This is a genomic window from Amycolatopsis sp. NPDC114478 (genome assembly GCF_055633805.1).
Window position 1 is genome coordinate 219,649 of the sequence record NZ_JBVKDO010000016.1, and the last position, 22,080, is coordinate 241,728.

26 protein-coding genes and 1 tRNA gene are annotated in these 22,080 nt (G+C 72.0%); 14 read left to right on the top strand and 13 right to left on the bottom strand.

Annotation, left to right across the window (positions count from 1 at the left end; genetic code table 11):
- Positions 1 to 7 precede the first annotated feature (7 nt).
- Positions 8 to 358, top strand: a complete 351-nt coding sequence (locus ACZ7OH_RS36280; RefSeq protein WP_470284987.1) for an ArsR/SmtB family transcription factor — start codon at positions 8 to 10, stop codon at positions 356 to 358.
- Here the strand turns inward: ACZ7OH_RS36280 and ACZ7OH_RS36285 are convergent.
- Both ACZ7OH_RS36285 and ACZ7OH_RS36290 read right to left on the bottom strand, forming a co-directional pair.
- Positions 355 to 1,158 (bottom strand): MerR family transcriptional regulator, encoded by an 804-nt coding sequence (locus ACZ7OH_RS36285; RefSeq protein ID WP_470284988.1) that lies wholly within the window; start codon positions 1,156 to 1,158, stop codon positions 355 to 357. The two genes, ACZ7OH_RS36280 and ACZ7OH_RS36285, sit on opposite strands and share 4 nt — an antisense overlap.
- Positions 1,159 to 1,165: 7 nt before the next feature.
- Positions 1,166 to 2,425: an amidase family protein gene (locus tag ACZ7OH_RS36290; protein ID WP_470284989.1), complete on the bottom strand. Its 1,260-nt coding sequence runs from the start codon at positions 2,423 to 2,425 to the stop codon at positions 1,166 to 1,168.
- Between the two features lie 94 nt (positions 2,426 to 2,519).
- Here ACZ7OH_RS36290 and ACZ7OH_RS36295 point away from each other — a divergent pair, with 94 nt between their 5' ends.
- From ACZ7OH_RS36295 to ACZ7OH_RS36305, 3 genes are read left to right on the top strand one after another with little or no spacing between them, the layout of a single operon-like run.
- Positions 2,520 to 3,110: a TIGR03086 family metal-binding protein gene (locus ACZ7OH_RS36295; RefSeq protein ID WP_470284990.1), complete on the top strand. Its 591-nt coding sequence runs from the start codon at positions 2,520 to 2,522 to the stop codon at positions 3,108 to 3,110.
- 43 nt (positions 3,111 to 3,153) lie between these two features.
- Entirely contained in the window at positions 3,154 to 3,333 is a 180-nt protein-coding gene (locus ACZ7OH_RS36300) for a hypothetical protein (protein ID WP_470284991.1), read from the top strand.
- Between the two features lie 52 nt (positions 3,334 to 3,385).
- The gene (locus tag ACZ7OH_RS36305) at positions 3,386 to 3,832 is read left to right on the top strand and encodes a nitroreductase/quinone reductase family protein (protein WP_400898053.1); all 447 of its coding nucleotides are present in this window, start codon (positions 3,386 to 3,388) and stop codon (positions 3,830 to 3,832) included.
- Between the two features lie 12 nt (positions 3,833 to 3,844).
- Here ACZ7OH_RS36305 and ACZ7OH_RS36310 read toward each other — a convergent pair whose 3' ends face one another.
- Together ACZ7OH_RS36310 and ACZ7OH_RS36315 are read right to left on the bottom strand one after the other, a co-directional pair.
- A complete protein-coding gene (locus ACZ7OH_RS36310; protein ID WP_470284992.1) occupies positions 3,845 to 4,468 on the bottom strand; it encodes a maleylpyruvate isomerase family mycothiol-dependent enzyme in 624 nt (207 codons plus the stop codon).
- A gap of 68 nt (positions 4,469 to 4,536) precedes the next feature.
- Positions 4,537 to 5,307 carry an ANTAR domain-containing protein gene (locus ACZ7OH_RS36315; RefSeq protein ID WP_470284993.1) on the bottom strand — a complete coding sequence of 257 codons (771 nt, stop codon included), beginning with the start codon at positions 5,305 to 5,307 and terminating at the stop codon, positions 4,537 to 4,539.
- A 117-nt stretch (positions 5,308 to 5,424) separates the two neighbouring features.
- Between ACZ7OH_RS36315 and ACZ7OH_RS36320 the strand changes: the two genes are divergently transcribed.
- Positions 5,425 to 6,033, top strand: a complete 609-nt coding sequence (locus ACZ7OH_RS36320) for an HSP18 transcriptional regulator (RefSeq protein ID WP_470284994.1) — start codon at positions 5,425 to 5,427, stop codon at positions 6,031 to 6,033.
- Positions 6,034 to 6,443: 410 nt separating this feature from the next.
- Positions 6,444 to 6,617 (top strand): hypothetical protein, encoded by a 174-nt coding sequence (locus ACZ7OH_RS36325; protein ID WP_167379575.1) that lies wholly within the window; start codon positions 6,444 to 6,446, stop codon positions 6,615 to 6,617.
- Here ACZ7OH_RS36325 and ACZ7OH_RS36330 read toward each other — a convergent pair.
- The 4 genes from ACZ7OH_RS36330 to mdlC are packed head-to-tail and all read right to left on the bottom strand — an operon-like array spanning position 6,614 to position 11,016.
- Positions 6,614 to 6,772, bottom strand: a complete 159-nt coding sequence (locus ACZ7OH_RS36330) for a hypothetical protein (protein WP_470284995.1) — start codon at positions 6,770 to 6,772, stop codon at positions 6,614 to 6,616. The two genes, ACZ7OH_RS36325 and ACZ7OH_RS36330, sit on opposite strands and share 4 nt — an antisense overlap.
- An 8-nt stretch (positions 6,773 to 6,780) precedes the next feature.
- The gene (locus tag ACZ7OH_RS36335; protein WP_470284996.1) at positions 6,781 to 8,004 is read right to left on the bottom strand and encodes an MFS transporter; all 1,224 of its coding nucleotides are present in this window, start codon (positions 8,002 to 8,004) and stop codon (positions 6,781 to 6,783) included.
- Positions 8,005 to 8,011: 7 nt separating this feature from the next.
- Positions 8,012 to 9,439 carry a benzaldehyde dehydrogenase gene (locus ACZ7OH_RS36340; RefSeq protein ID WP_470284997.1) on the bottom strand — a complete coding sequence of 476 codons (1,428 nt, stop codon included), beginning with the start codon at positions 9,437 to 9,439 and terminating at the stop codon, positions 8,012 to 8,014.
- Between the two features lie 2 nt (positions 9,440 to 9,441).
- Positions 9,442 to 11,016 carry a benzoylformate decarboxylase gene (gene mdlC, locus ACZ7OH_RS36345; protein WP_470284998.1) on the bottom strand — a complete coding sequence of 525 codons (1,575 nt, stop codon included), beginning with the start codon at positions 11,014 to 11,016 and terminating at the stop codon, positions 9,442 to 9,444.
- Positions 11,017 to 11,110: 94 nt separating this feature from the next.
- On the opposite strand from mdlC, the gene ACZ7OH_RS36350 reads away from it, so the two are divergent.
- The 3 genes from ACZ7OH_RS36350 (at position 11,111) to ACZ7OH_RS36360 (ending at position 13,332) form a co-directional block, all read left to right on the top strand.
- Entirely contained in the window at positions 11,111 to 12,004 is an 894-nt protein-coding gene (locus ACZ7OH_RS36350) for a LysR family transcriptional regulator (protein WP_470284999.1), read from the top strand.
- A 21-nt stretch (positions 12,005 to 12,025) separates the two neighbouring features.
- Positions 12,026 to 12,217, top strand: coding sequence for a tryptorubin family RiPP precursor (locus tag ACZ7OH_RS36355; protein ID WP_470285000.1), 192 nt, complete (start codon positions 12,026 to 12,028; stop codon positions 12,215 to 12,217).
- Between the two features lie 62 nt (positions 12,218 to 12,279).
- The gene (locus tag ACZ7OH_RS36360; RefSeq protein ID WP_470285001.1) at positions 12,280 to 13,332 is read left to right on the top strand and encodes a cytochrome P450; all 1,053 of its coding nucleotides are present in this window, start codon (positions 12,280 to 12,282) and stop codon (positions 13,330 to 13,332) included.
- Here ACZ7OH_RS36360 and ACZ7OH_RS36365 read toward each other — a convergent pair.
- The gene (locus tag ACZ7OH_RS36365) at positions 13,304 to 14,083 is read right to left on the bottom strand and encodes a cellulose binding domain-containing protein (RefSeq protein WP_470285002.1); all 780 of its coding nucleotides are present in this window, start codon (positions 14,081 to 14,083) and stop codon (positions 13,304 to 13,306) included. The two genes, ACZ7OH_RS36360 and ACZ7OH_RS36365, sit on opposite strands and share 29 nt — an antisense overlap.
- Before the next feature lie 167 nt (positions 14,084 to 14,250).
- Between ACZ7OH_RS36365 and ACZ7OH_RS36370 the strand changes: the two genes are divergently transcribed.
- The 3 genes from ACZ7OH_RS36370 (at position 14,251) to ACZ7OH_RS36380 (ending at position 17,032) form a co-directional block, all read left to right on the top strand.
- Complete coding sequence (locus ACZ7OH_RS36370; RefSeq protein WP_470285003.1) at positions 14,251 to 15,192, top strand: NmrA/HSCARG family protein; 942 nt, start codon at positions 14,251 to 14,253, stop codon at positions 15,190 to 15,192.
- A gap of 36 nt (positions 15,193 to 15,228) precedes the next feature.
- Positions 15,229 to 16,983 carry an AfsR/SARP family transcriptional regulator gene (locus tag ACZ7OH_RS36375; RefSeq protein ID WP_470285004.1) on the top strand — a complete coding sequence of 585 codons (1,755 nt, stop codon included), beginning with the start codon at positions 15,229 to 15,231 and terminating at the stop codon, positions 16,981 to 16,983.
- Positions 16,949 to 17,032, top strand: a tRNA-Leu gene (locus ACZ7OH_RS36380). The genes ACZ7OH_RS36375 and ACZ7OH_RS36380 overlap by 35 nt, the downstream gene beginning before the upstream one ends.
- On the opposite strand, the gene ACZ7OH_RS36385 is transcribed toward ACZ7OH_RS36380, so the two are convergent.
- A complete protein-coding gene (locus tag ACZ7OH_RS36385; protein WP_470285028.1) occupies positions 16,997 to 17,758 on the bottom strand; it encodes a recombinase zinc ribbon domain-containing protein in 762 nt (253 codons plus the stop codon). The genes ACZ7OH_RS36380 and ACZ7OH_RS36385 overlap by 36 nt on opposite strands.
- A 766-nt stretch (positions 17,759 to 18,524) precedes the next feature.
- On the opposite strand from ACZ7OH_RS36385, the gene ACZ7OH_RS36390 reads away from it, so the two are divergent.
- Positions 18,525 to 19,130, top strand: coding sequence for a hypothetical protein (locus ACZ7OH_RS36390; protein ID WP_470285005.1), 606 nt, complete (start codon positions 18,525 to 18,527; stop codon positions 19,128 to 19,130).
- Between the two features lie 2 nt (positions 19,131 to 19,132).
- Here the strand turns inward: ACZ7OH_RS36390 and ACZ7OH_RS36395 are convergent, their stop codons facing one another.
- Entirely contained in the window at positions 19,133 to 19,534 is a 402-nt protein-coding gene (locus ACZ7OH_RS36395) for a tautomerase family protein (RefSeq protein ID WP_470285006.1), read from the bottom strand.
- A 10-nt stretch (positions 19,535 to 19,544) separates the two neighbouring features.
- Positions 19,545 to 20,654 carry a sigma-70 family RNA polymerase sigma factor gene (locus ACZ7OH_RS36400; protein ID WP_470285029.1) on the bottom strand — a complete coding sequence of 370 codons (1,110 nt, stop codon included), beginning with the start codon at positions 20,652 to 20,654 and terminating at the stop codon, positions 19,545 to 19,547.
- Here ACZ7OH_RS36400 and ACZ7OH_RS36405 point away from each other — a divergent pair.
- Positions 20,653 to 21,375: an SDR family NAD(P)-dependent oxidoreductase gene (locus ACZ7OH_RS36405; protein ID WP_470285007.1), complete on the top strand. Its 723-nt coding sequence runs from the start codon at positions 20,653 to 20,655 to the stop codon at positions 21,373 to 21,375. The genes ACZ7OH_RS36400 and ACZ7OH_RS36405 overlap by 2 nt on opposite strands.
- A 63-nt stretch (positions 21,376 to 21,438) precedes the next feature.
- On the opposite strand, the gene ACZ7OH_RS36410 is transcribed toward ACZ7OH_RS36405, so the two are convergent.
- A complete protein-coding gene (locus ACZ7OH_RS36410) occupies positions 21,439 to 21,870 on the bottom strand; it encodes a hypothetical protein (protein WP_470285008.1) in 432 nt (143 codons plus the stop codon).
- Between the last annotated feature and the right edge of the window lie 210 nt (positions 21,871 to 22,080).

Here is a 22,080-nt window from a genome sequence, read left to right on the forward strand (position 1 = left end):
TCTCGGCATGCACGCGTCGCTGCCGGAGTTCGACATGCCCACCGACGAGCAGGTCCACCTGGCGGCGGAGTCGTTCCGCCTCCTCGCCGACCCGACCCGCATCAAGGTCCTGTGGGCGCTGCTGCAGGGTGAGTCTTCGGTGGCCTGCCTGGCCGAACTGGCGGGCGCGGCCCCGACGGCGGTGAGCCAGCACCTGGCGAAGCTGAGGCTGGCGGGCTTGGTGAGGGGCCGCCGCGAGGGAACGTTCGTGTACTACTCGGCAGCGGACGACCACGTCCGAGGGTTGCTGGCCCAGGCCCTGCACCACGCGGACCACCTGGACCGCGACCTCCCCGCCGAGCACGCCCACCGGCCCTAGCCGATCGGCTCCTGCAGCTCCGTCACCCAGCCCGCCGGATCCTCCGGGCAGTCCAGGTACAGCTCCCGCTGCGACCCCGCCGACGCGAACCCGTGCTCGTCGATCCACCGGACCACCGCCTGCCAGCTCGGCAGCACGCCGTCGATCGCGCCGTGGTGGACCAGTGTTGCGGCGCGCGTCGCCGGGAGGTCCGCCACCTTCAGCCCGTTCAGATCGCCCCCACCCACCGACGCCGGAACCGCCGCGTGGACCACCACCTCGTCCTCCGCGCGCTGCTCGTAGTAGCACGTCAGCCGCCCGGCCGGAGTGACGTCCGCCGCGGGGAGGCGCTGACCGAGTTCCGCGCACAGCGGGCGGACCACCGGCCCGATCGCCTCGGGCGCGAACCCCGCCGCCACGCCCGTCAGCTCCACCACGCGCATCGCCGGCAGCTCCTTGACCACGACGTCGGGCGCGGTTCCCTCCGCCTCGATCGTGCGCAGCCGCGCCTCGACCTGTGCCAACCGCGCCGCGCCCTCCGCCAGCGCCGCCTCCAGCTCCGCGCGCCGCAGCGTCAGCATCCCGCGCACCTGCTCCGCCGGAACCTCGTCGGCCAGCAGCGTCGCCACCTGGTCGAGGGTGAACCCGAGGTCCTTCAGCGCGACGATCCGGTTGAGCCGCGCCAGCTGGCCCGCCGCGTAGCTGCGGTAGCCCGTCGCGGGGTCGACGCGCGCCGGCCGCAGCAGCCCGAGCGCGTCGTAGTGGCGCAGCATCCGGACCGACACGCGGCCGTGGCGGGCGAAGTCGCCGATCGAGAACACGCCCCGATCATTCCGCAGGCGGCACGAACCCGCCGACGACGTCGGCGGCGAGCTCGGCGAACGTGATCGCGGTGTCGTCCTCGCCGGCCGGCCCGACCACCTGCAGCCCGGCCGGCAGCGGGCCGCCGATCGGCGCGCTCACCGCCGGCAGCCCGGGCAGCGACGCCTGCGCGATCCAGAACACCTGGTCGTCGTAGCGGCGGCGGTCGTCGTGCGCCGGGGCCGTCGTGAACACCGTCGGGCAGAGGAAGACGTCGACGTCCGCGAAGTACCGGGCCCAGGCCGCGCCCAGGTCCGCCCGCCGCCGCTCCTGGCCGTCGGCGCCGTCCGGTTCGCGGCCTTCCTGCGCGGCAAAGAACCACTCCACCTGGAAGCCGAACGCGTCCGCCTGGACGACCGGATCGACGCCGTCCGGCCAGCCTTCGGCCACGGGCACCCCGGCCTTGGCTAGCGCGTCGACGGCGTCCGACAAGGCCGCCCCGACCTCCTCGGTCACCGGGCAGGCCGGGTCGTCGAGCACCACGCCGACGCGGAAGTCCGCGAGCCGCGACCGGCGCGAAGACGTCAGCCGCTCAGCGGTGACGCTCAGCGCGAGCCGCAGGTCGGCGGCCGACCGCGCCAGCGGGCCGACCGCCGACGGGAACTCCCGGGGCAGGTCGGTGACCGGCCCGGGCGGCTGGAAACCCCGCAGCGGCACCGTTCCCGGCGTCGGCTTGAGGCCGTAGACGCCGCAGTAGGCCGCCGGGATCCGGATCGACCCGGCCAGGTCCGAGCCGTACTCCACAAAGGACAGTCCGGCGGCGAGCGCGGCCGCCGCGCCGCCGCTCGAGCCGCCCGGCGTCCGCGCGGGGTCCCGCGGGTTGACGGTCCGCCCGTAGACCGGGTTCTCCGTCCGGCCGAAGTCGGCGAGCAGGTGGTGCACGTTCGACTTCCCGACCACGATCGCGCCGGCCGCCTGCAGCCGCTCGACGACGACGGCGTCCCGATCCGCCACGGCGTCGGCGAACGCGGGTTCGCCCCAGGTCGTGGGCAGGCCCGCCACCGCGAAGGCGTCCTTGATCGTCATCGGGACGCCGTGCAGGGGGCCGCCGGTGGTCGCGTCGGCGCGCGAAGCGGCTTCGAGCGCGTAGTCGCGGCGCGTGGCGACGACGGCGTTGACGTCGGAGGCCTCGATGCGCGCGAAGAGCTGTTCGGTCAGGTCACGCGACGACAGCGCGCCCCGGCGGAGGCCGGCGGCCACTTCGGTGGCGGTGCGGAAGAACGTCATGGGTCCGGGATACGCGCTGACACGGTGTCAGGGTCAACTGTCGAGTCCGGCCGCGCCCGTTCGTCCTCGGGGAAACCCTCGACGAAGGAGCGAAATGGACACCATGGACTTGTACCGGCGCGCCCAGGACGAGTTCGACGCGGTACTCGCGGCGGTGCCGGAGGGCCGGTGGGACGCGCCGTCGGCGTGCGCGGAGTGGTCGGTGCGCGACGTCGCCGGGCACGTCGTCTGGGGCCAGTGCCAGCTGCGGGCGTGGGCGAGCGGCGCGGAGTACGGCGAGACCGCCGGTGCGCCGGGCGCGCCCCATCCCGCGGTGCTGGCCGGGACGGACCCCGTACAGACGTGGCGGGCCGCGTCGGTCCGGACGCTGACCGAGGAGGAGCTGAGCCGCCCGGTTTCGTTGCCCGGCCTGGGCGAAGTGCCGGTCGCCGGGATCGTGCCGCTGCTGATCACCGACCTGGTCGTCCACAGCTGGGACATCGACCAGGACGTGCGCCTGGAGCCGGAGCTGGTGGCGGTGGCGTTCGGCTGGGCCCGGGCGAACGTCGTGCGCCGGCCGGGGTTCTTCGGGCCCGAGCTCGACCCGCCCGCGGACGCCGGCGAGCAGACGCGGATGCTGGCCTTCCTCGGCCGCCGGGCGGCCGCGGTGGTTTCCGCGTCGCGCCCGGGTGGTAACCAGCGGTGACGCCGCCCGAACCGCGGGCGCCGCACTGGCGGAGGGAAACCCGATGCCGACCGCAGATCGCATGACCGCACCCCCGGCGCCCCCCGAGCCGGTCCCGCCCGATCCCGCCGCGCCGAACCCGTCGCTGCCCGGGCCGGACCCGGACTTGCCTGCCCCGGAGCCGGGCACGCCGGTGCCGGACCCGCTGCCGCCGGAAACCCAGCCGGGCCCGGGGCGCCACTGAGTACGAAGATCAGATGATATGAGTTTCGTATGACTTCGTGTACGGTCGTGGCATGACAACAGCGCAGAACTACCGGCGGATGGTCAACGCCGGGAACAAGATCGTCGTGGGGCTCCAGCGGCTGGGCGTCGCGTTCGGGCCGATGCAGCTGCTCACGGTCCCGGGGCGGCGCACCGGCGTGCCGCGCACGTTCCCGATCGCGGTCATCCCCATCGACGGCGAGCGGTTCATCTTCCAGGCCTACCCGAAGGCGGCCTGGGTCGCGAACGCGCGAGCGGCGGCCGAAGTGACGCTCACCCGCGGCCGCCGGACGTCCCCGGCGCGCCTGACGGAGGTGCCGGTGGAGGAGCGCCGGCCGCTCCTGCGCCGGCTGGTCGCGGACAGCCCGGCGAGCGTGGGGAAGCGGCTGGTGACGACGGGGCTGGCCGACGCGCCGACCCCGGAAGCGGCGGCCGCGGCGGCCGAGCGCATCGCGGTGTTCCGCGTCGACCCGGTGTGAGCCGCGCGCGGGTCACGTCGTGCGGGCCGCCAGCTGCTCGAGCCCGTCGCCGGACAGCCGCTCCAGCGCGGCTTCGCGTCCGGTCATCGCCATCACAAGCGCGAGCATCGGCCCCCGGACCTCCGGCCCGCTCCCGGCCGACCAGTCCGCGTCGTCGGCCCGCAGGGTAAGCCCCGCGACCCGGCTCTTCGCCCCGATCAGCAGGTTCGACCGCCGGTAGAACTCGGCCACCCTGATCAGCGTCTCGGCCGGGAACGCGCGGGTCAGCCCGAGCGGCCAGCGGATGTCCGTCCCGTGCACGACGACCTCGCCCAGCCACGAATCCGCCGGCCCCGGTGGTCCCGTCGTATCGGTGACGTGGGCACGCAGCCGGGCGAGCGTCGCGTCCGGGCCGCCGGCGGTCTCGCGGGCGATGTTCCGGCTCGTCATCGCCGAGAACCGGAACCCGGAGGCGGCCAGCCGCGCGAAGAACGTCACCGGGGTCAGCGTCGCGGTCGAGACGAGGTGGCCGAGCACGTCGTGCACCGTCCACTCGCGACACAGCGAGCGCGTCGACCAAGCGGTCACGTTCGCGAGGTCGTCGGCCAGTGCGGCGCGTTCGCGGTGGATGCCGGGCCAGGGGCCGGAGTCCGTCATCGGACCTCCTCGGGCCGTCCGGGATCGGCGATCCCGGTGCAGGCAGGTCGTCCGCGGGGGCCGGGGCGTTACAGACCGGCCGGCTCCGCCGTGCCGCCCTCGAACGCCCGCAGCACCTGTTCGGCGGCGGCGCGCGCGGCCGGGCCCGGTTCGATCACGCGGTCGCCGTCGGGCTGCGGCGCCGGCGCGCCCGCCAGCAGTTCCACCAGCGCGACGGCGAGTTCGCGCACCTTGACGTTGAACTGCTGGCTGGCGCGCCGCAGCGTCGCCCAGGCCTCGTCGGGACCGCAGCGGCGCAGGGCGATGACGATGCCCTTCGCCTCCTCCAGCGCGGCCCGCGACTGCAGGAGGTCCAGCATCTGCTCGATCCGGTCGGGCAGCGCCGCTTCGGCGACGACGAGCGCCATCGCCGTCAGCCTTTCGTGCCGCCGCAACACCTTCAGCGTCTCTTCGGTGGCGGGCCGGTCGAGCGTCATCGACAGCACGAGCCTGCCCTCGGTGTCCCACAGCGCGGGCAGCGCGGCGGAACCGCGGACGCGCGTCCAGTCCGCTCCGGGGTGGCGCTCGAGCAGGGCGGTCAAGGTGAGCGACGGCCAGCGTTCGTCGGCGAGGACGTCCGCGGTGACGACCGGCTGTCCCGTGTCACCGGCGGTCGCGACCGGCCCGCCGAGGCCGTCCAGCTGGGCGGGCACGAAGACGTCCCCGATTCCGCGGGACGCGACGACGCGCAGCGACGATCCGTGGTGGTGCACGGAAACCGCCGCGCCGACGGCGCCGGGCGTGTCGGCGGCGATGCGCTCCAGGAGCTCTTCGAGCAGCGCGGTCACGGGCTTGGTCATGGCACTGTCCTGCGGGCGGTCAGCCGGCGGTGTGCCGGGAACTCGACGGAAGCTCGGATTCTGTTCTAGCATGTCGTCAAGATGATGACAAGATGTGGGTCGTCGGAAGGATGACGAATGGGTGACGGTGACCCGGTCGGAGCGCTGAGCCGGATCCACGAGGTGGTCGCGGCGGCCCGCGCGGGCACGGCGGACCGCGAGCGGCTGCTGACGGCGCTGTCCGACCTGCGCGTGCTGCGCGAGGAGCTGGCCGGCTGGGAACCGGAGCTGATCACGGCGGCCCGCACGGCCGGCGCGAGCTGGGTGGCGCTGGCCCCGGCGCTGGGGGTGGCGAGCCGCCAGGCCGCGGAACGGCGGTACCTGCGGCTGCAGCCGTCGGACACGGGCGAGAAGACGGGCGAGGCGAGGGTCGACGCGGAGCGCGACCGCCGGGCGGGCGACCGCGCGGTCGCCGACTGGGCCCGCCGCAACTCGGCGAGCCTGCGCAAGCTGGCCGGCCGGGTGAGCGCACTGGACGGCCTCGACGCGGCGGCCCAGGAGAGCGCGGACCGCCTGGGGGCAGCCCTGGGCGACGACGACCCGGCGACGCTGCTGCCCCCGTTGGTCGCGGCCCGGTCCCACTTGGCCGGCGACCACGCGGGGCTGGCGGAGGAACTGGGGGAGATTTCCGAGGAGACGGCCCGCCTCCGCCGCGACGCCGCCGGCAACCGGCGGGCGAAGGACTAGCCGGGAGGTATCGCCGGCCGGGGCGCTTGCTGCCAGGACAGGCCGGTGGGCTGCGAGTGCCGTGCGCGGGTCGAGCTGCAGTTCGCTCGTCGCGAGCCCCCGTGCGCCAGCTTGCTGCCAGGATCGGCCGGTGGGCTGCGAGTGCCGCGCGCAGCCCGAGCGGCAGCTTGCTCGTCGCGAGACCCGTGCGCGGCCGAGCCGCAGCTCGCTCGTCGCGAGCCCGCGCGCGCCGGCCGCCCGCCGCCCGGCTCCGCCCAGACCTCCGGCCCCCACCACCCGCAGCCGATGCCCGGCAAAACCGGGCCCGTGCCGTGGCCGATCCTCACCGGCGTCCCGGTGCTGATGGCGGCCGGGCTCGCCGTGCGCCGGCCGGGTGTCTGAGTCCCGCCGTGATCGGGTACCACCCCGGCATGGACGACAAGATCCCCGACCGCACCGAAACCCGCGCCGAGCTGCTGCCGGAGGAGCAGGCCGCCGACAGTGCCGACCCCGAAGCCCAGGCCCGCCAGGTGCTCGAGGACTCCGACCGCCGCACCGAAGACCCGAAGCCCACGATGCGCCGCCGCCCCGAGGAAACGGCCTAGTCGCCGCGGAAGTTCTCGTGCGCGCCGGGGTGACCCGGCCGCGCGCGGGCTTCTTCGTCCTCCAACGGCCCTTCCGGCTCGTCCCGGCGGGGCGGCACGTCGACCGGATTGCCGCTCGAGTCCTCTTCGCCGGCTTCGTCACGTGGTTGCGTCATCCTGGCGGCTACCCGGCGGACACCGACGTCAACCGCGACGGCTCCCGCGCCTCACCACGCAGCAGCAGCACCGCGACCAGCCCCAACGCGGCCACGGCGGCGAAGAAGTAGAAGCCCCACGGGTACGCGACCCCGGCGGTGACCAGCGCGCCGGTCACGAACGGCCCGAGGATCGAACCGAGCCGCCCGACCGCCGACGTCAGCCCGAGCGCCGTGCCCCGCGCCTGCGCCGGGAACACCTGGGCGACGTACCCGTAGATCAGCACCTGCGCGGAGAACACGAACACCCCCGTCAGCAGCACGACCGCGTTGAGCACGAACGCGTTGCCGATGCGCAGGCTCAGCGCCGCGAGCAACACGGCACCGGCGCCGAACCAGATCCGGGCGATCGGGCGGATCCCGAACCGGTCGGCGATCGTGCCGGCCAGCAGCAGCCCGAGCACCGCGCCGATGTTGAGCACCAGCAGCAGCGTGATCGACGTCGAAATCGGGTACCCGGCGGTCCGCATCAGCTGCGGCAGCCACGTGTTGAGCCCGTAGACCAGCAGCAGCCCCATGAACGACCCGGTCCACACGGCGAGGCTGATCCGCCGGAACCGCGCGCCCAGCAGGTCGCGCAGCCCGACGCGCTCGGTCTCGGGCTGTTCTCGAGCCGCCAGGTACGCCGCGGATTCGGGCAGCTTCCACCACATCAGCGGCACGGCCAGCAGCCCGACGATCCCGCCGCCGTAGAACAGCACGTGCCAGTCTTCCTTCGCGGACAGCGCGAGGATCGACGTCAGCACCGCGCCGACGTGGTAGCCGGTCATGGTGAACGTGCTCGCGCTGGCGCGCCGCCGCGCGGGCAGGTTCTCCGACATCACGGTCAGCGCCACCGGCATGCACGCGCCGAGCCCGAGCCCGGCGACGAACCGGAAGACCCCGAACATCGCGACGCTCGACGCCACCGGCGTCAGCAGCGTGAACAGCGAGAACAGCAGGACCGAGCCGATGAGCAGCACGCGGCGGCCGAACCGGTCGGTGAGCGGGCCGAGGCAGGCCGCGCCGACCGCCACGCCGATCAGCGACACGGTGGCGACCAGCGTCGCCCCGGCCGCGGTGAAACCGAGGTAGCCGCTCTTGAGCAGGGTCGGGATGGTGGCGCCGAGCGCGACCAGGTCGTAGCCCTCGAGCAGGACGGTCAGCCAGCAGAGGACCGCCGTCCACACGGGACGGGAAGACGTCGTTGTCATGGTTTCCTCAGAACGGGTAGCCCGCGATGTCCGCGCGCACGGTCAGCCATTGGGTTTCGGTGAAGGCCTCGATGTTGGCCTGGGCGCCGCCGAAGCGGGAGCCGTTGCCGGAGTCGCCGACGCCGCCGAACGGGGCGGTGGGCTCGTCGCCGACGGTCTGCTCGTTGATGTGCACCTTGCCCGAGCGGACCTCGTCGGCCAGCGTCATCGCGGTGCCGACGTCGCCGAGGATGCCGACCGACAGGCCGTACTCGGAGTCGTTGACGATCCGGGCGGCCTCGTCGAGGTCGCGGTAGGCGCGCACCGGCGCGACCGGGCCGAAGATCTCCTCGCGCCACGCCGGGGTGTCGCCGGACAGTCCGAAGAGGACGGTCGGCGGGTAGAACGGCGCGTCGGGCTTGCCGCCGGCCACCACCCGGGCGCCCGCCGCGACACTGCGGTCGACGACGTCGGTGACGTGCGCGAGCTGCCGGTCGTCGATGATCGGGCCGAGCGCGACCTCGCCGGTGGCCGGGTTGCCGACCGGCAGCCGCCGCGCTTTCTCCGCCAGGGCCTCGACGTATTCGTCCACTTGGGACTCGTGGACGAGGTGGCGGCCGGTCGTCATGCAGATCTGGCCCTGGTGCAGGAACGAGCCGAACGCGCCGGCGGACGCGGCCTTGGCGACGTCGGCGCCCGGCAGCACGACGAGCGCGTTGTTGCCGCCGAGTTCCAGGTGGACGCGCTTGAGCGAGCGCGCGGCGGCTTCGCCGACCTTCCGGCCGGCCGCCGTCGAGCCGGTGAACGACACGACCGACACCTCGGGCGCGTCGACGACCGCGGCGCCGACGGCGGCGTCCCCGGGGAGCAGGTGCAGCAGGCCCGCGGGCAGCCCGGCCTCTTCGAAGACGCGCACGATGCTCACCCCGCCGGACACCGCGGTGCGCAGGTCCGGCTTGAGCAGCACGGCGTTGCCGAGCGCGAGGGCGGGCGCGACCGAGCGGATCGCCAGGATCAGCGGGAAGTTGAACGGCGAGATCACCGACACCACGCCGGCCGGGACACGCCGGGCCAGCGACCAGCGCGGTTCGCCGGTGCTCAGCACCTCCCCACGCGGGTGGGTCGGCAAAGCCGCGGCCTCGAAGCAGATCCCGGCCGCCATCTCGGTCTCGATCCCGGCCTTGGGGCGCGTCGAACCGGCTTCGCGGACGATCCAGTCCTGCACCTCGGCGGCGTGCGCCTCCCACAGCTCACCCGCGCGGCGCAGCACCGCGGCGCGTTCGGCGGGCTTGCGCCGCGCCCAGTCGCGCTGGGCCTTCGCCGCCGAGACCGCGGCCGCGGCGACGTCGTCCGGCGTCGCGATGCCGACACTGCCCAGGGTTTCCCCGGTCGCCGGTTCGACGACCGCGTGGGTTCCGCCGCTGCCACTCAGGAACTCGTTGTCCAGCAAGGTCATGATCACTCCGGTGTGGTCGGTTCGGTGTCGACCTGGATCAGCCGCGGGCCGTCCGGGGTCGTCTTGAGCTGGGCGCGCAGGTCGTCGACGTCGGCGGCGGTGGTCGCGGGGACGCCGTAGCCGGCGGCGATGGCGGTGAAGTCGAGCCCGGGGATCTCGGTGCCGGGCACGTCCGGCGTCCCGAGCAGCTCGCCGAACCACCGCAGCGCGCCGTAGACGCCGTTGCGCAGGATCACGAACGTGACCGGGACGCGGTAGTGCGCGGCGGTCCAGAGCGCCGTGATGCCGTAGTTGGCCGAGCCGTCGCCGATGACGCCGACGACCGGGCGGTCCGGGCTGCCCATCGCGACGCCGACCGCGGCGGGCAGGCCGAACCCGAGGCCGCCGGCGGCGGGGAAGAAGTACGAGCCTTCGCGGCGCAGGTCCATCTGCCGCCACCAGGCGGAGTTCGTCGATGTCGATTCGACGACGTACCGGGTCTCGGCGGCCTGGGTTTCGCGCAGCGCGGCGAACACCTGCTCGGGGTGCAGCGCCTTTTCGGCTGTCTTGGGCTCGGGGGTCTCGACGTGGTCTCCGGTCGACGCGCGTCCCGGCACCTTGGCCAGCAGCGCCTCGATCACCGGTGCCGGGTCGGCGACGAGCGCCTCGCCCATCGGCGCGCGGGCCGCGGCGCCGAAGTCGTCGGTCACCTGGACCAGCCGCGTGCCCTCCGGCAGGTACGCGCCGGGCACGTACTGGTGGTAGCGGAAGACGGGCGCGCCGAGCACGAGCACGAGGTCGTGCCCGGTCAGCGCGTCCGAAACCGGCGCGATGCCGGCCGGCAGCACGCCGCGGAAGAGCGGATGCCGGTTGGGGAACGGCAGCCGGTGCGGCGACGGCGCCACCCACGTCGGCAGGCCGAGGTGCTCGGCCAAGGCGACGGCGCGGTCGAACAGGCCGAGGGCGTCGATGTCCCCGCCGAGGACGAGCGCGGGGTTCTTCGCCGCGGCGAGGCTCGCGGCGAGGTCGTCGAGCTGGGCCCCGCTCGGCGTCAGTCCTCTTTGGACGTTCCGGTCCAGCGTCACGGCGGCGTTCGCGTCGAGGTCCACGGCCCAGTCGTCGTAGGGCACGGAGAGGTAGCTCGGCCGCCGGTGCAGCTCGGCCTCGAACACGGCCTGCGCGAGCGAGCGCGGGACGTCCTCGGCGCAGCTCGGCTCGCCGGACCAGGCGGCCAGGGGGCGCATCAGCTGCGTGGCGTCGACGTTGGCGAGCATCGCCTCCATCCCGATCGCCGCGCGGACCTGCTGGCCGGCGGTGAGCACCAGGGGAGAGCGCGAGTAGACGGCGTTGGTCAGCGCGCCCATGGCGTTGCCCGAGCCGGCGGCCGCGTGCAGGTTGACCAGCACCGGGCGCCCGGTCGCCTGGGCGTAGCCGTCGGCCATCCCGACGACGGCGCCTTCGTGCAGGCCGAGGACGTACCGGAAGTCGCCGGGCAGCTCGGCGAGGAACGGCAGCTCGTTGGAGCCGGGGTTGCCGAAGATCGTCGTCAGGCCGCGGCGGTGCAGGAACTCGTGGGCGAGCCGGCGGGCGGTGGGCATGCGCTGTCCTCCTCGGGCGGGTTGGACCAGACCCTAGGGAGGCCGCGGCGTGTGTTCCAATAAATGTTGCCTCGGTGGTTCATAGACGGGATCGATGATGCGCGACTTCGACCTCAACCTGGTGCGCACGTTCGTGCTGCTCTACGAGACCCGCAGCGTCACCGCGACGGCCGAGTCCCTGCACGTCACGCAGCCGACGATCAGCTACAGCCTGCAGAAGCTCCGGCGCCGGTTCTCCGACGAGCTGTTCCGCCGCACGGGTGGCGGCCTGGTCCCGACGACGACGGCCCGCGCGCTGTACGAGCCGCTGCACAGCGCGCTGTCGGGCATCGAGACGGCGGTCAGCGGCGCGTGGTCGTTCGACCCTTCGACGGCCCGCGCGGCGTTCACGCTGTGCCTGTCCGACCTGGGGGAGATCTCGCTGCTGCCGCGTTTGATGGCGGCGCTGCCGGGGTCTGCTCCCGGCGTGACGCTGACGGTCCGCCCGCTGGACGTCGACCGCGCGGCCGACCAGCTCGGCCGCGGCGAGATCGACGCGTTCATCGCGTCCCCGCTGATCAGCTCGCAGCGCGTGGCCCGGATCCCGCTGTTCTCCGAGGGCTACCTGGGCATGGTGGCGCACGACCACCCGCGCCTGCGTGCGTCGGTGGACTTCGCCGCGCTGGCGGCCGAGCGCCACGTGACGGTGTTCGGCCCGACCGGCCACGACGGCCCCCGCCGCGCCCTGGAGGCGCACGGGCTCCTGGACCGGGTGGTCCTGGAGGTGACGCGCTTCGCGGCCCTGCCGTACCTGGTCCAAGACGGCGAACTGGTGGCCATGGTCCCGCGCCTGGTGGCGGAGATGTTCGCGGCCCAGCACCGGGTCCGGCTGTTCGAGCTGCCGATGGACGTCGAGCCGGCGCAGGTGTCGGTGTACACGCGCCACACGCACGCGCGCAGTCCCGCGCAGCATTGGCTTGTGACATTCATGCGCGAAGTGCTCAGCTGATTTAACACGCATTTTTCACGCGTGCCCTTTTCCCGCCGAAAGGTCTGGGCCGAACGTGTAGTGCTTGGTGCTGAACCGATCCCGACCTGCCTAGTGTCGATCACGATCCTGACACCCGAGCTAGGGAGGAATCCGGTGAAGCTCGTCCGCCTGGTGAAGAAAGCGCTTCCCAAGAAGAGCCTGAAGGCTTACGCCTGGTACGGCTGGATCTGATCGCGCGGCCGGTCCCGGTCACCGGGACCGGCCCCCGTTTCCCCCTTCGAGGAGTGCCGAACGTGGTCATCGCTCCCGCTCACCGCGAGGTCGTCTTCGCGCACCGCCTGGAGAAACTGCTGCGCGAGCACCGCGACGGCGGGCTCTTCCGCCTCGAGCCGGACACCGTCGGGATCGCCGATCCGGAGCTGATGGACGCCGTGCTGCGCGCTCGCCCGGCGAACGCCGAGGAACGCCCGACGTTCAAGCCGGTGCTCGGCCGCCACGTCACCCGCGCCGAGTCCGCGAGCCTGATGCAAGCGCTGGGCGCGGACGTCCGGGCCGCGCTGAAGCGGCCCGCCGACCACCCCGACCTCACCGGTGCGTGGCCCGCCGTTCCCCATGACTACCTGCGCCGATTCGTCTTCGGACCCGAGCCGCGCCGGTTCCGCGTGCTCGTCGACCGCCGCCTGGAGCTGACGCCGAAGCTGACGTGGTCGGCCGTCGCTGCCGGGGCCGCGCTGGCCCGCCGGCCGGCTCCGGACGCGGAGCTGTCCACGCTCGCCCGTCAGGTCCTCGCCGCCGAAACCCTGGCGGAGCGGCGCTTCCGGATGTACCTCTACCGCCGGGTCGCCGCGCCGATCTGCTTCACCGTCGCCGCGCTGGTGACCAACGCGGTGTGGCTGGGCGCGCCGTTCGACGACGACGTCCCGAACGAGTACGTCCTCAATGAAGCGCTGCGGCTGCTGCCGCCGTCGTGGAACATCCTGCGCGTCCGCTCGCCGGAGTTCGCCGAGGTCGACGCCCGCATCACGCCCGGCGACGACGTCCTGCTGCTGCCGCTGCTGAGCCACCGCTCACCGGCGCTGTGGGAAGCACCGGACGAGTTCCGGCCGCGGCGCTGGGCCGGGCTCGACGCCGACCGGCACCCGGGTTACCTGCCGTTCGGGCACGCCAGCGAGCGCTGCTGGGGCCGGCATCTGGTGCTGCCGCTGGCGAGCCGCCTGCTCGACGTCGTCCGCGCGCAGGGGCTGGTGCCCGATCCGCGACGCCCTCGCGCGCACGTCGAGCTCGACGGCTTGCTGGAGCTGGCCGACGTGCGGATCGTCAGCCCGCGTCGCAACGGGCGCCGTTGAGGGTGAACGCCATCGGGGCCGGGTTCCCGTGGTCGAAAGCCCCGTTCAGCCCCGTGCTGACCGTCGCTCCCGGCGCGAGGGTGGCGTTGTAGGACTCGGCGTTCACCGTCACGCGGCTCCCGCTCTGGCTGTAGACGCCGTCCCAGCCGTGGGTCACCTGCTGGCCGGCGGTGAACGTCCAGGAGAGCGTCCACGGCGAGAGCTTCTGGCCGCTCTTGTTGGTGATGGCGACGCCCGCGGTGAAGCCGTCGTTCCACTGGTCGGTGACGGAAAAGCGCACGACGCACGTCGCGGCTTCGACCGGCGGCGGCGGTTTGGGCGCGGCCGAGGTCGAAGCCGGCGTCGACGACGCGGTTTGCCGCAGCACGGTCGGGATCGGCGTCGGACTCGGCCGGGTGAAGGTGGGAGCAGGACGCGGCGTCGTCGCGGGCGCGAGCAGGTCCTGGGGCGAGGCTTGCCGCTGCGGCGCGCTTTCGGACGTCACCGCGATGAGCACGAGGCTGCCGACCACCACGACGGCGCCGGCGAACGCGGAGATCCACCGGATCCGCCGGCCGGCCCGCTGCTGGACGGCCGCGGCCTCGCGGGCGCGCTGCTCGAGCCGTTCGCGGTAGCCGTCGCCGGTGTCCTCCTCGCGGGGCGGCGTGGCCGCGGGCGGCCCGCCGAGCGAGCGCGGCGTCGCCCCCGTCTCCCGGAGCAGCTCGGCGACCGACAGCTCGTCGTCGTCCCGCCGCCGATCGGCGCGCGCCATCCGGAACCTCCCGTTCTGCGGCCCGACCGGCGAATCCTAGGAAGCGACGACGACCTTGTAAACCGGGTGCACGCCGCGTGCACGCGCTGTGCACGAGACGCAGACGGCGAGGCGGTTACCTGGGGCGGTGGCCGGAACCCACCGGCCCGATCCCCAGGAGGTTCACGATGTCCGACCCGAAGATCATCGCCGTCGTCGGCGCCACCGGCCAGCAGGGCGGCGGCCTGGCCCGCGCGATCCTCGACGACCCGGAGCGGCGCTTCGCGCTCCGGGCGATCACCCGCAACCCGGACTCCGCGGCCGCGCGGGCGTTGGCCGCCCGCGGCGCCGAAGTCGTCGCCGCCGACCTGGACGACGAATCGAGCCTCACGAAGGCCTTCGAAGGCGCGTACGGCGCTTACCTGGTCACGGCGTTCTGGGAGTACAACTCCGTCGAACGCGAGCAGCAGCAGGCACGCGCGATGGCCGCGGCGGCGAAGGCCGCGGGACTGCGGCACGTGATCTGGTCGACCCTGCCCGACACCCGCCTGCACCTGCGCGACGACCGCGTCCCGACGCTGCACGAGCGGTACAAGGTCCCGCACTTCGACAGCAAGGCCGAGGCGGAGGCGTTCTTCGTCGAGGCGGGCGTGCCGACGACGTTCCTCTCGACGACGTTCTACTTCGAAGCCTTCCTCGACTTCTTCCGCCCGGTCCGCGACGACGACGGCGTCGTCGCGCTGCACCTCCCGATGGCCGACCGGCGGCTGCCGGGCATCGCGGCGGAGGACATCGGCCGGACGGCGTTCGGCGTCTTCGCGCAGGGCCCGTCGCTGGCCGGCGAGACGATCAGCATCTCGGGGGAGAACCTGACCGGCGAGCAGTACGCGGCGGCGTTCGCCAAGGAGCTCGGCACCGACGTCGCCTACCGCCCGATGAGCGTCGAAGCGCTTCGGTCGGCGGGCTTCCCGGGCGCGGACGACCTGTCGAACATGTTCTTCTACTACACCGAGCACGAAGCTGCCTTCGCCGGCGCGCGCGACCCCGAAGCGGTGCGGAAGCTCAACCCGCGGCTGCAGGACTTCGCGTCCTGGCTCGCTTCGCGGCGGGAGGCGTTCGAGGGGCTGTGACGGAATACGCGTCCGTGGCCGCCGGTTGCGCTCTGCGTGACCGATGCGGTGCGGTTCGAAGTCCTCGGCCCGGTCCGGGCGTGGCGCGGTGACGTCGAGCTCGAGCTGGGCCCGCCCCGGCAACGGGCGGCGCTGGCGGTCCTGCTCCTGCAGGAGGGCACCCCGCTGTCGCCATCCCAGCTGGTCACAGCGTTGTGGGGCGGCGCGGAGCCACGGGCGGCCATCGGCATGGTGCGCTCGTACGTGTCCCGCCTGCGCCACGCGGGCGTCCCGATCGAGTCAGTGGGAGGCGGCTACGCGATCCGCGCCGGTTCCGTGGACGTGACGGAGTTCCAGCGCCTTTTGTCTTCGCCGCGCGAGGCTCTGGACTTGTGGCACGGCACGCCGCTGTCGGGGGTGAACGGCGAGTACGTGGAGGCGGCCCGCGAGCGCCTGACCCAGCTGCACTTCACGGCGCGAGAGGACCTGGCGGCGGCGGACATCGCGGCCGGCCGGCACGTCGATCTGAGCGATCTGATCGCCGAGCAGCCGTTGCGCGAGCGGCCGCGCGAGCTGCAGATGCTGGCGCTGTACCGCGCGGGTCGCCAGGCGGAGGCGTTGGAGCTGTTCGCGGCGACGCAGCGCCTGCTGGAGTCCGAACTCGGGCTCTACCCGGGCCCCGAGCTGCGGGAGATGCAGCGCCGCATCCTGGCGGCGGACCCGTCGCTGGCGCCGTCGGTGTCCCGCCCGTCCCAGCTACCCCCGGACCTCCCGGAGTTCGTCGGCCGCGCGTCTCTCACATCAGCCCTGTCCGAGGCGCTGACCAACCCGCGCGCACCACTCCCGGTGATCGGCATCGAGGGCTTGGCGGCCATAGGCAAGACAACGCTGGCGATCCACGTCGCCCGAGCGGCGGACTTCCCGGACGGCCAGCTGTTCCTGGACTTGGCGGAGTCGGCAGACCCGCTGTCGGAGCTCCTGCACGGAGTCGGGGCAACGGACCTACCGGCGTCGCCGAGCGAGCGAGCGGCCCTGTGGCGAACCCGAACAACGGGCCGTCGGCTGCTGGTGGTCCTGGACAACGCCCGCCCAGGCGACGACATGCGTCCCTTGCTTCCGGGCACAGGCGGCCCCGCAGTGCTGATCACGGCACGCAGGCGTTTGTACGACATCCCGCACGCCCACTGGACAAAGCTGGGCGCGCTCGACGTCCGTGAATCAATGGCCCTGCTCACGCACCTGGTGGGGGAGGACCGAGCGGCGTCTTCTTTGGCGGCGACCCAGGAGCTCGCCGCGCGAACGGCGGGTCTCCCGCAGGTCATCCGAGCGATCGGCGAAAGGCTGGCATCCCGCCCGAAGTGGTCGATGGCGGAGGCGTTGCGAAGGGTGGGCCGCCCAGCCCCGGGAGCGCCGGCCAGGCCCCCGGAGTGCCAGGCGATAGAGAGGCCGTACGAGTCGGCGGTGGCGGAGCTGACGCCGTGGCAGACGCTGGCATTCGGGCGGCTATCGGCGTTCCCACGCTTCTCGACGGCAACGGCGTCGGAGGTGCTGGACTTGCCGCTCCAGGACACGTCGCTTCTCCTGGAGTCCCTGGTGGACACGCACTTGCTGGAGGCCTCCGGGCCCGACGGGTACGCGTACCAGGAGCCGGTCCGGTTGTTCGCTGAATCGATGCAGCCCGCTCGAAAACGGATGATGATGCCAGAGGGGCCGGAGGTGTCGATCGAGACCCCCCTGAACGAGCCCGCGGAGGCGCCGTATACTCTTTCTTCAGCAGGTCCGAGTGGCGGAATGGCAGACGCGCTAGCTTGAGGTGCTAGTGCCCTTAACGGGCGTGGGGGTTCAAGTCCCCCCTCGGACACTTACCATAACCCCAACCGTGCGGATCGAGATTAGTCTCGATCCGCACTTGTCGTTTACCGGGGTGGTAGGTCGCGTGCAGCTGAAGCTGCCGGTAGACCTCCGCCTTTCGTTCGGTGTCGGCGGTGGCCAGGACGTTCCGGATGTCTCCGAGCCGCTCAACGAGGTCGCTGATCTGCTGCTTGCTCAGCCGCTGCCGTTGAGGCTGCGCGACGATACGTGCCTTCGCTTCGGCGCGGCGGGCCTGGGTCTCGGTGATCCACCCGGCGACCAGCGCGGGGTCAGCGCCGGCCTCAAGGGCTGCACGGTGGCGGCTAATCGCTCGATCGCATTCTTCGATCGTTGTGGCGGCGGCTGCTGCGCCGGGATCGATTTCGAGCTCCGGTTGGGCGTCGTAGAGATCGTCGATGGTCTCCGTGAGCCGGTGGGGCGCGAAGCAGGTGCTGAGCCAGCTGTCGAGCGGCCCGATGAGGTCCCGCTCGGCGAGGTAGACGTTGCGGGGGTGTTCGGTCTTGTTCGCCAGCCCGTACTCGTTGGGGTAGCGGCAGCGGTAGAAGAGCTGCTCGCGGCTCTTCTGGCCCTGCATGCGACGACCGCAGATCCCGCAGTGCAGCAGCCCACGGAGGACGTACCGGTGCTGAGTGCGGGTGCGTTCCCGGGTCTTGCGACCGGCGCCCTTGGCTGCGGTGATGTCCTGAGCACGCTGGAAGGTCTCAACGTCGATGATTGCTCGTGAACAACCTGGTCAGACAAGATCCACTTGTCGCGGTCGTTCCAGCGCATCTTGGTCTCGTGGCCCAGCCCGACATCTTCGACGTCGATGAGGACCTCGTCTTTGCGTTGCTTGTTCCAGACCTGGCGGCCGGTGTAGCGGCCGTCCGCGCGGCAGACCTAGCGGTTGGATCTTTCCGTTTGATGGTCCCTTGTTCTTTTAATCCGTAGGTTCTGGGTTCGAGCCCCAGGCGGCCCACCAACGATCACGCGTCTGACCTGCGCTTTCGTCGGCACTAGGCGGTGATTTGCTGTTGTGAATGGCCATGTGGGGCTCCGTTGCGTCTCAGTTCGCACCGGTGTGCCGAACCGGTAGTCGGAGGTACGCCCGTGAGCGCTGCTGGGCCGTCGCAACGGACGCGTCGAGTGAACGATCAAGCTACCCATCAGCACGGACGCTGGACGTGCGACCACGGCGCGCCCGCGCTCCTAGCCGGACGACAAGACGCGAAGTGATCCGCCTGTGCTCGGCTTGTCCCCCCGACCGCTCGCAGTATCCCGACGTGAGGCCCCTTGGCAGGTGCCTTCAGTTCCGGAACGGGATCAGCAACCTGAGCGGTCGTTGCACTGCGCTCATCTCGTAGCCCGCCGGGCTCGAAACAAGACGAACTCCGAGGTGCGTTCCAAGTATTCGCGTGGGATGTATACCTTCTTCGGTGCGCACACGTAGTGTGCGGTCGAAACGTCTGCGGATCGGCGCGGTGACGTGCCATGATCCAGTCATGAAGGCCCGGGATCGCAGCACGTCGAAGGCACCGCGTGTTGTCTTGCTGCGCATGGCACTGTGCTGGGTGGGCGTGGTGGTGCTCGGCGCCGGGATGGGCCTGGGGTTCGTTAGCTCCGACACCGCCCTGATCGCGGCGGGGCTCGTGCTCGGTGTGCTACTCGCCGTCGTGGCGGCCGTTGCGACCCTCATCGCATCCGGGCGGAAGTGGCCGTTGTTCCCGGCGTTCCTGCTGACCTGCCTGTACATCGTGGCCGCGGCGTTCACCTGCGTCGGGTACGTCGCCGCGCACGGCACGAGGTACACCGCGACCGCCGTTTCCGCCGAATGCCACAGGGTCAAGGGCGGGTCCGCCTGCACGGCGCGCCTGCGCCGTCCGGACGGCACCGCGCTGCCGGACGCGGTGTCGGTGGGGGAACGAATGTCCCCCGGCGAGACCGTCGAGGTCGTCGAGGACCCGAACGACATCGTGGCCATGCACACGGCGGAAGAGATGGACCCGGACGCGCTGCCGGTCGACGTGACCCTGCTCGGCGCCGCGGCCGTCCTGCTGGCGGGTCTTTTCGGGCTGACGAGTTGGCTCGGCATTCGCCGGGCCGCGTGAGCTTACCCGCGGTAGATGCTCCTCTGGCGTTTGACGCGTTCCGCGTTGTCCGAGTGGAGAATTCCGTCGAGCGCGACCCGGTCGAGTGGGTACTCGTCGATGAAGATCATGAAGCTCGCCAGGTGGTAGGCATCGGCCACCGCGTCGCTGATCTCCTTGAGCATGGTGCGTCTGGCCTCGCTTTTGACTCCCTGCGGGACGTTCATGGTGAGCACGGGCCGGGCGGGCGCTGACGCGATCAATCCGTTCTGGCTCACGGAGTCCGGCGGCCACTCGCGAATGAAGATGCGCACGTCGTCCGGAAACGGGTAGGCCCGGTGAAGCGCGTCGTAGAGGCGCTTCACCAGGTGCCGCTTGCTTCCGGCGTCGAGGCCTTCCGGTACGTCGAGGTAGGAAACGGGCATGGGGATCCTTTCAATGGGGGAGCGAGCGGGGCAGCCCGAACGTCGGGAGCACGCCCGCGTCGAAGCGGGTGATGGCGGAGATCCGGTCGCCGCTGAGCGTGAGCACGACGAGACCGATCCCGTGGCGGACGCCGTTCGGGGAGTGCAGGTAGGTGCCGAGCGCCGGCTGGCCGTTCGCGCGGGTGGGCACGAAGTCGGTGGTCCAGTCCGGGCGGAGAACGGTGGCGTAGAAGCGGGCCACGTCGGCGCGGCCGTGGTATTCGAGCGGAACCGGCGGCATCGAAAGCCGGACGTCGTCGGTCAGCAGGGCGAGCAGCGCGTCGATGTCGGCGGACGCGTAGGCCTCGGTGAACTTTGCGACCAGTGCCTGTTCCTCGGGCGAGCCGGGCGCGGGCGGGGGTTCACGCCCGGTCACGTGCCGCTGCAGCCCGGCACGCGCTCGCTTGAGCGCGCTGGTGACCGATTCGACGGTCGTGTCCAGCATGGCGGCGACCTCTTTCGCGGGATAGCTGAGCACGTCACGCAGGATGAGCACGGCCACTTGGCGCGGCGGCAGGACCTGCATCGCGGTCACGAAGGCCAGCGAAATCGTTTCGAGCTGCTCATATCGGGCGGCCGGCACATCGTCCAGGAGCGCGTCGGGGTACGGCTCGAGCCACGAGACCTCCCCGAGCCGTGTCGGCTCGGGCGGCTCGAGTTCTGGGATGTCCCACGGCACGGCCAAGCGGCGGCTTGCGAACCGGAGCGCGTCGAGGCACCGGTTGGTGGCGATGCGGTAAAGCCAGGTGCGGACCGAGGCGCGTTCCTGGAACGCTTCGATCCCTTGCCAGGCCGACAGAAGCGTGTCCTGAAGGGCGTCCTCTGCGTCCTGGAAGGAGCCGAGCATCCGGTAGCAGTGCACGTGCAGTTCCCGCCGGTATGGCTCGGTCAGCTCCCGGAACGCGGCGCCGTCGCCGGCGCGCGCCCTGGTGATCAATTCGATGATGGCTGTCCCCTCCTTTGCGGGTGCGTTCGCAGTATGGACGTCGCCGCATGCGCGAACTGGGCGCTCGGCGACCGCCCAATTTCGCGTCCGCGGCTCGTCTGTCCCCCACGACCGCATTTCCTCAGGAGGACGCATGACGATCACGGGCAAGACGGTGCTGATCACCGGGGCCAACCGCGGCATAGGCCGCGCACTTGTCGAGGAGGTGCTGGCGAGGGGCGCGAACCACGTGTATGCCGGTACCCGCCGGCCATTCACCCACCCCGACGAACGCGTCACGACTCTGACCATGGACGTCACCAGCACCCAGCAGCTCGAGGCCGCCGCCCGGCGCGTACCGGTGCTGGACGTCTTGATCAACAACGCGGGCGTGGCGATCTACGAGGACATCGCCTCGCGATCCGCGCTCGAACGCCAGCTCGCCGTCAACCTGTTCGGCCCGTATGAGGTGACACGGGTTTTCGTGCCCCAGCTGACCGCTTCGGGCGGCGCGATCGTCAACGTCCTGTCCCTGGCGGCCATCGCAGCCGTGCCGCTCATGCCCGCCTACTCCATCTCGAAAGCGGCCGCGCTCTCCCTGTCCCAAGCGGCGCGCGCCCTGCTGCGCAAGCAAGGCGTACAGGTCCACACCGTCCTGGGCGGCCCGGTCGACACCGACATGACCGCCACACTCGACCTTCCCAAAGCCACCCCGGAATCCGTCGCACAGGGCATCCTCGACGGACTGGACAAGGGCGCAGAGGACATCTTCCCAGACGCCCTGTCGGCCTCCGTCGCCGAAGCCTGGCACGGCGGGGTGGCCAAAGCACTCGAACGCGAGAACGCACAACTCCTCGACCCCACGTCCACCGACTGAAGGCCCGCACCGCAGCCACCCGAAGCCCACCGACGGCAGAAAACGTCGGTGGGCTTCGGATAGTCACGAACGACACCGAATCATCATCACCGTGATCGGAGGGTAACCCGACCCACCTGCGCCGGCTTCGTCAACGCCGGCGGCGAGCGAGCAGGCAACGAACCCCGGCGCACCGCCCCACCGCCGGCCCCAGCGAACTCCCCGGCGCCGGCACCGCTGGCAACCGCGGCGAGCGCCTGGGCCGGCGGCAACCGCCCGTGCTCGCGGGCCGCCAGCGGTAGCCACGATCCCGGTCCCGTCTTCCCCGATGACGTCGGCCAGCAACGCCAGCACCCCCGGCATCGGCCCGGCCGCCGCTTCGTCGACGATCTCGGCGTCCACCGGCCCGGTGTCGGCGGTGCTTGCCGCGACCAGCTCGGTCAGCGCGGCGGCCTCGACCAGCGCCGGCGGGCATTGCTGGCCGCGTCTCCCGTAACAGTGCTGGTCGCGGTGCACGCGAAGTGGATGTCACCAACAAGGCGGTCGTAGACGCGCTCGAGGCGATGCCGACAGACGTTGGCGTTCGAGCGGTAGGTGGTCGTCCAACTAGGCAGCACAGGACGAGGAGTACAAGCGCCTACAATCACGGCTTCCGCCGCCAGAATGCCCGGATGACTTCGGCGAGGTGCCGGAGGCCGTCTGTCTTACCGGTTTTGCCAACGATGT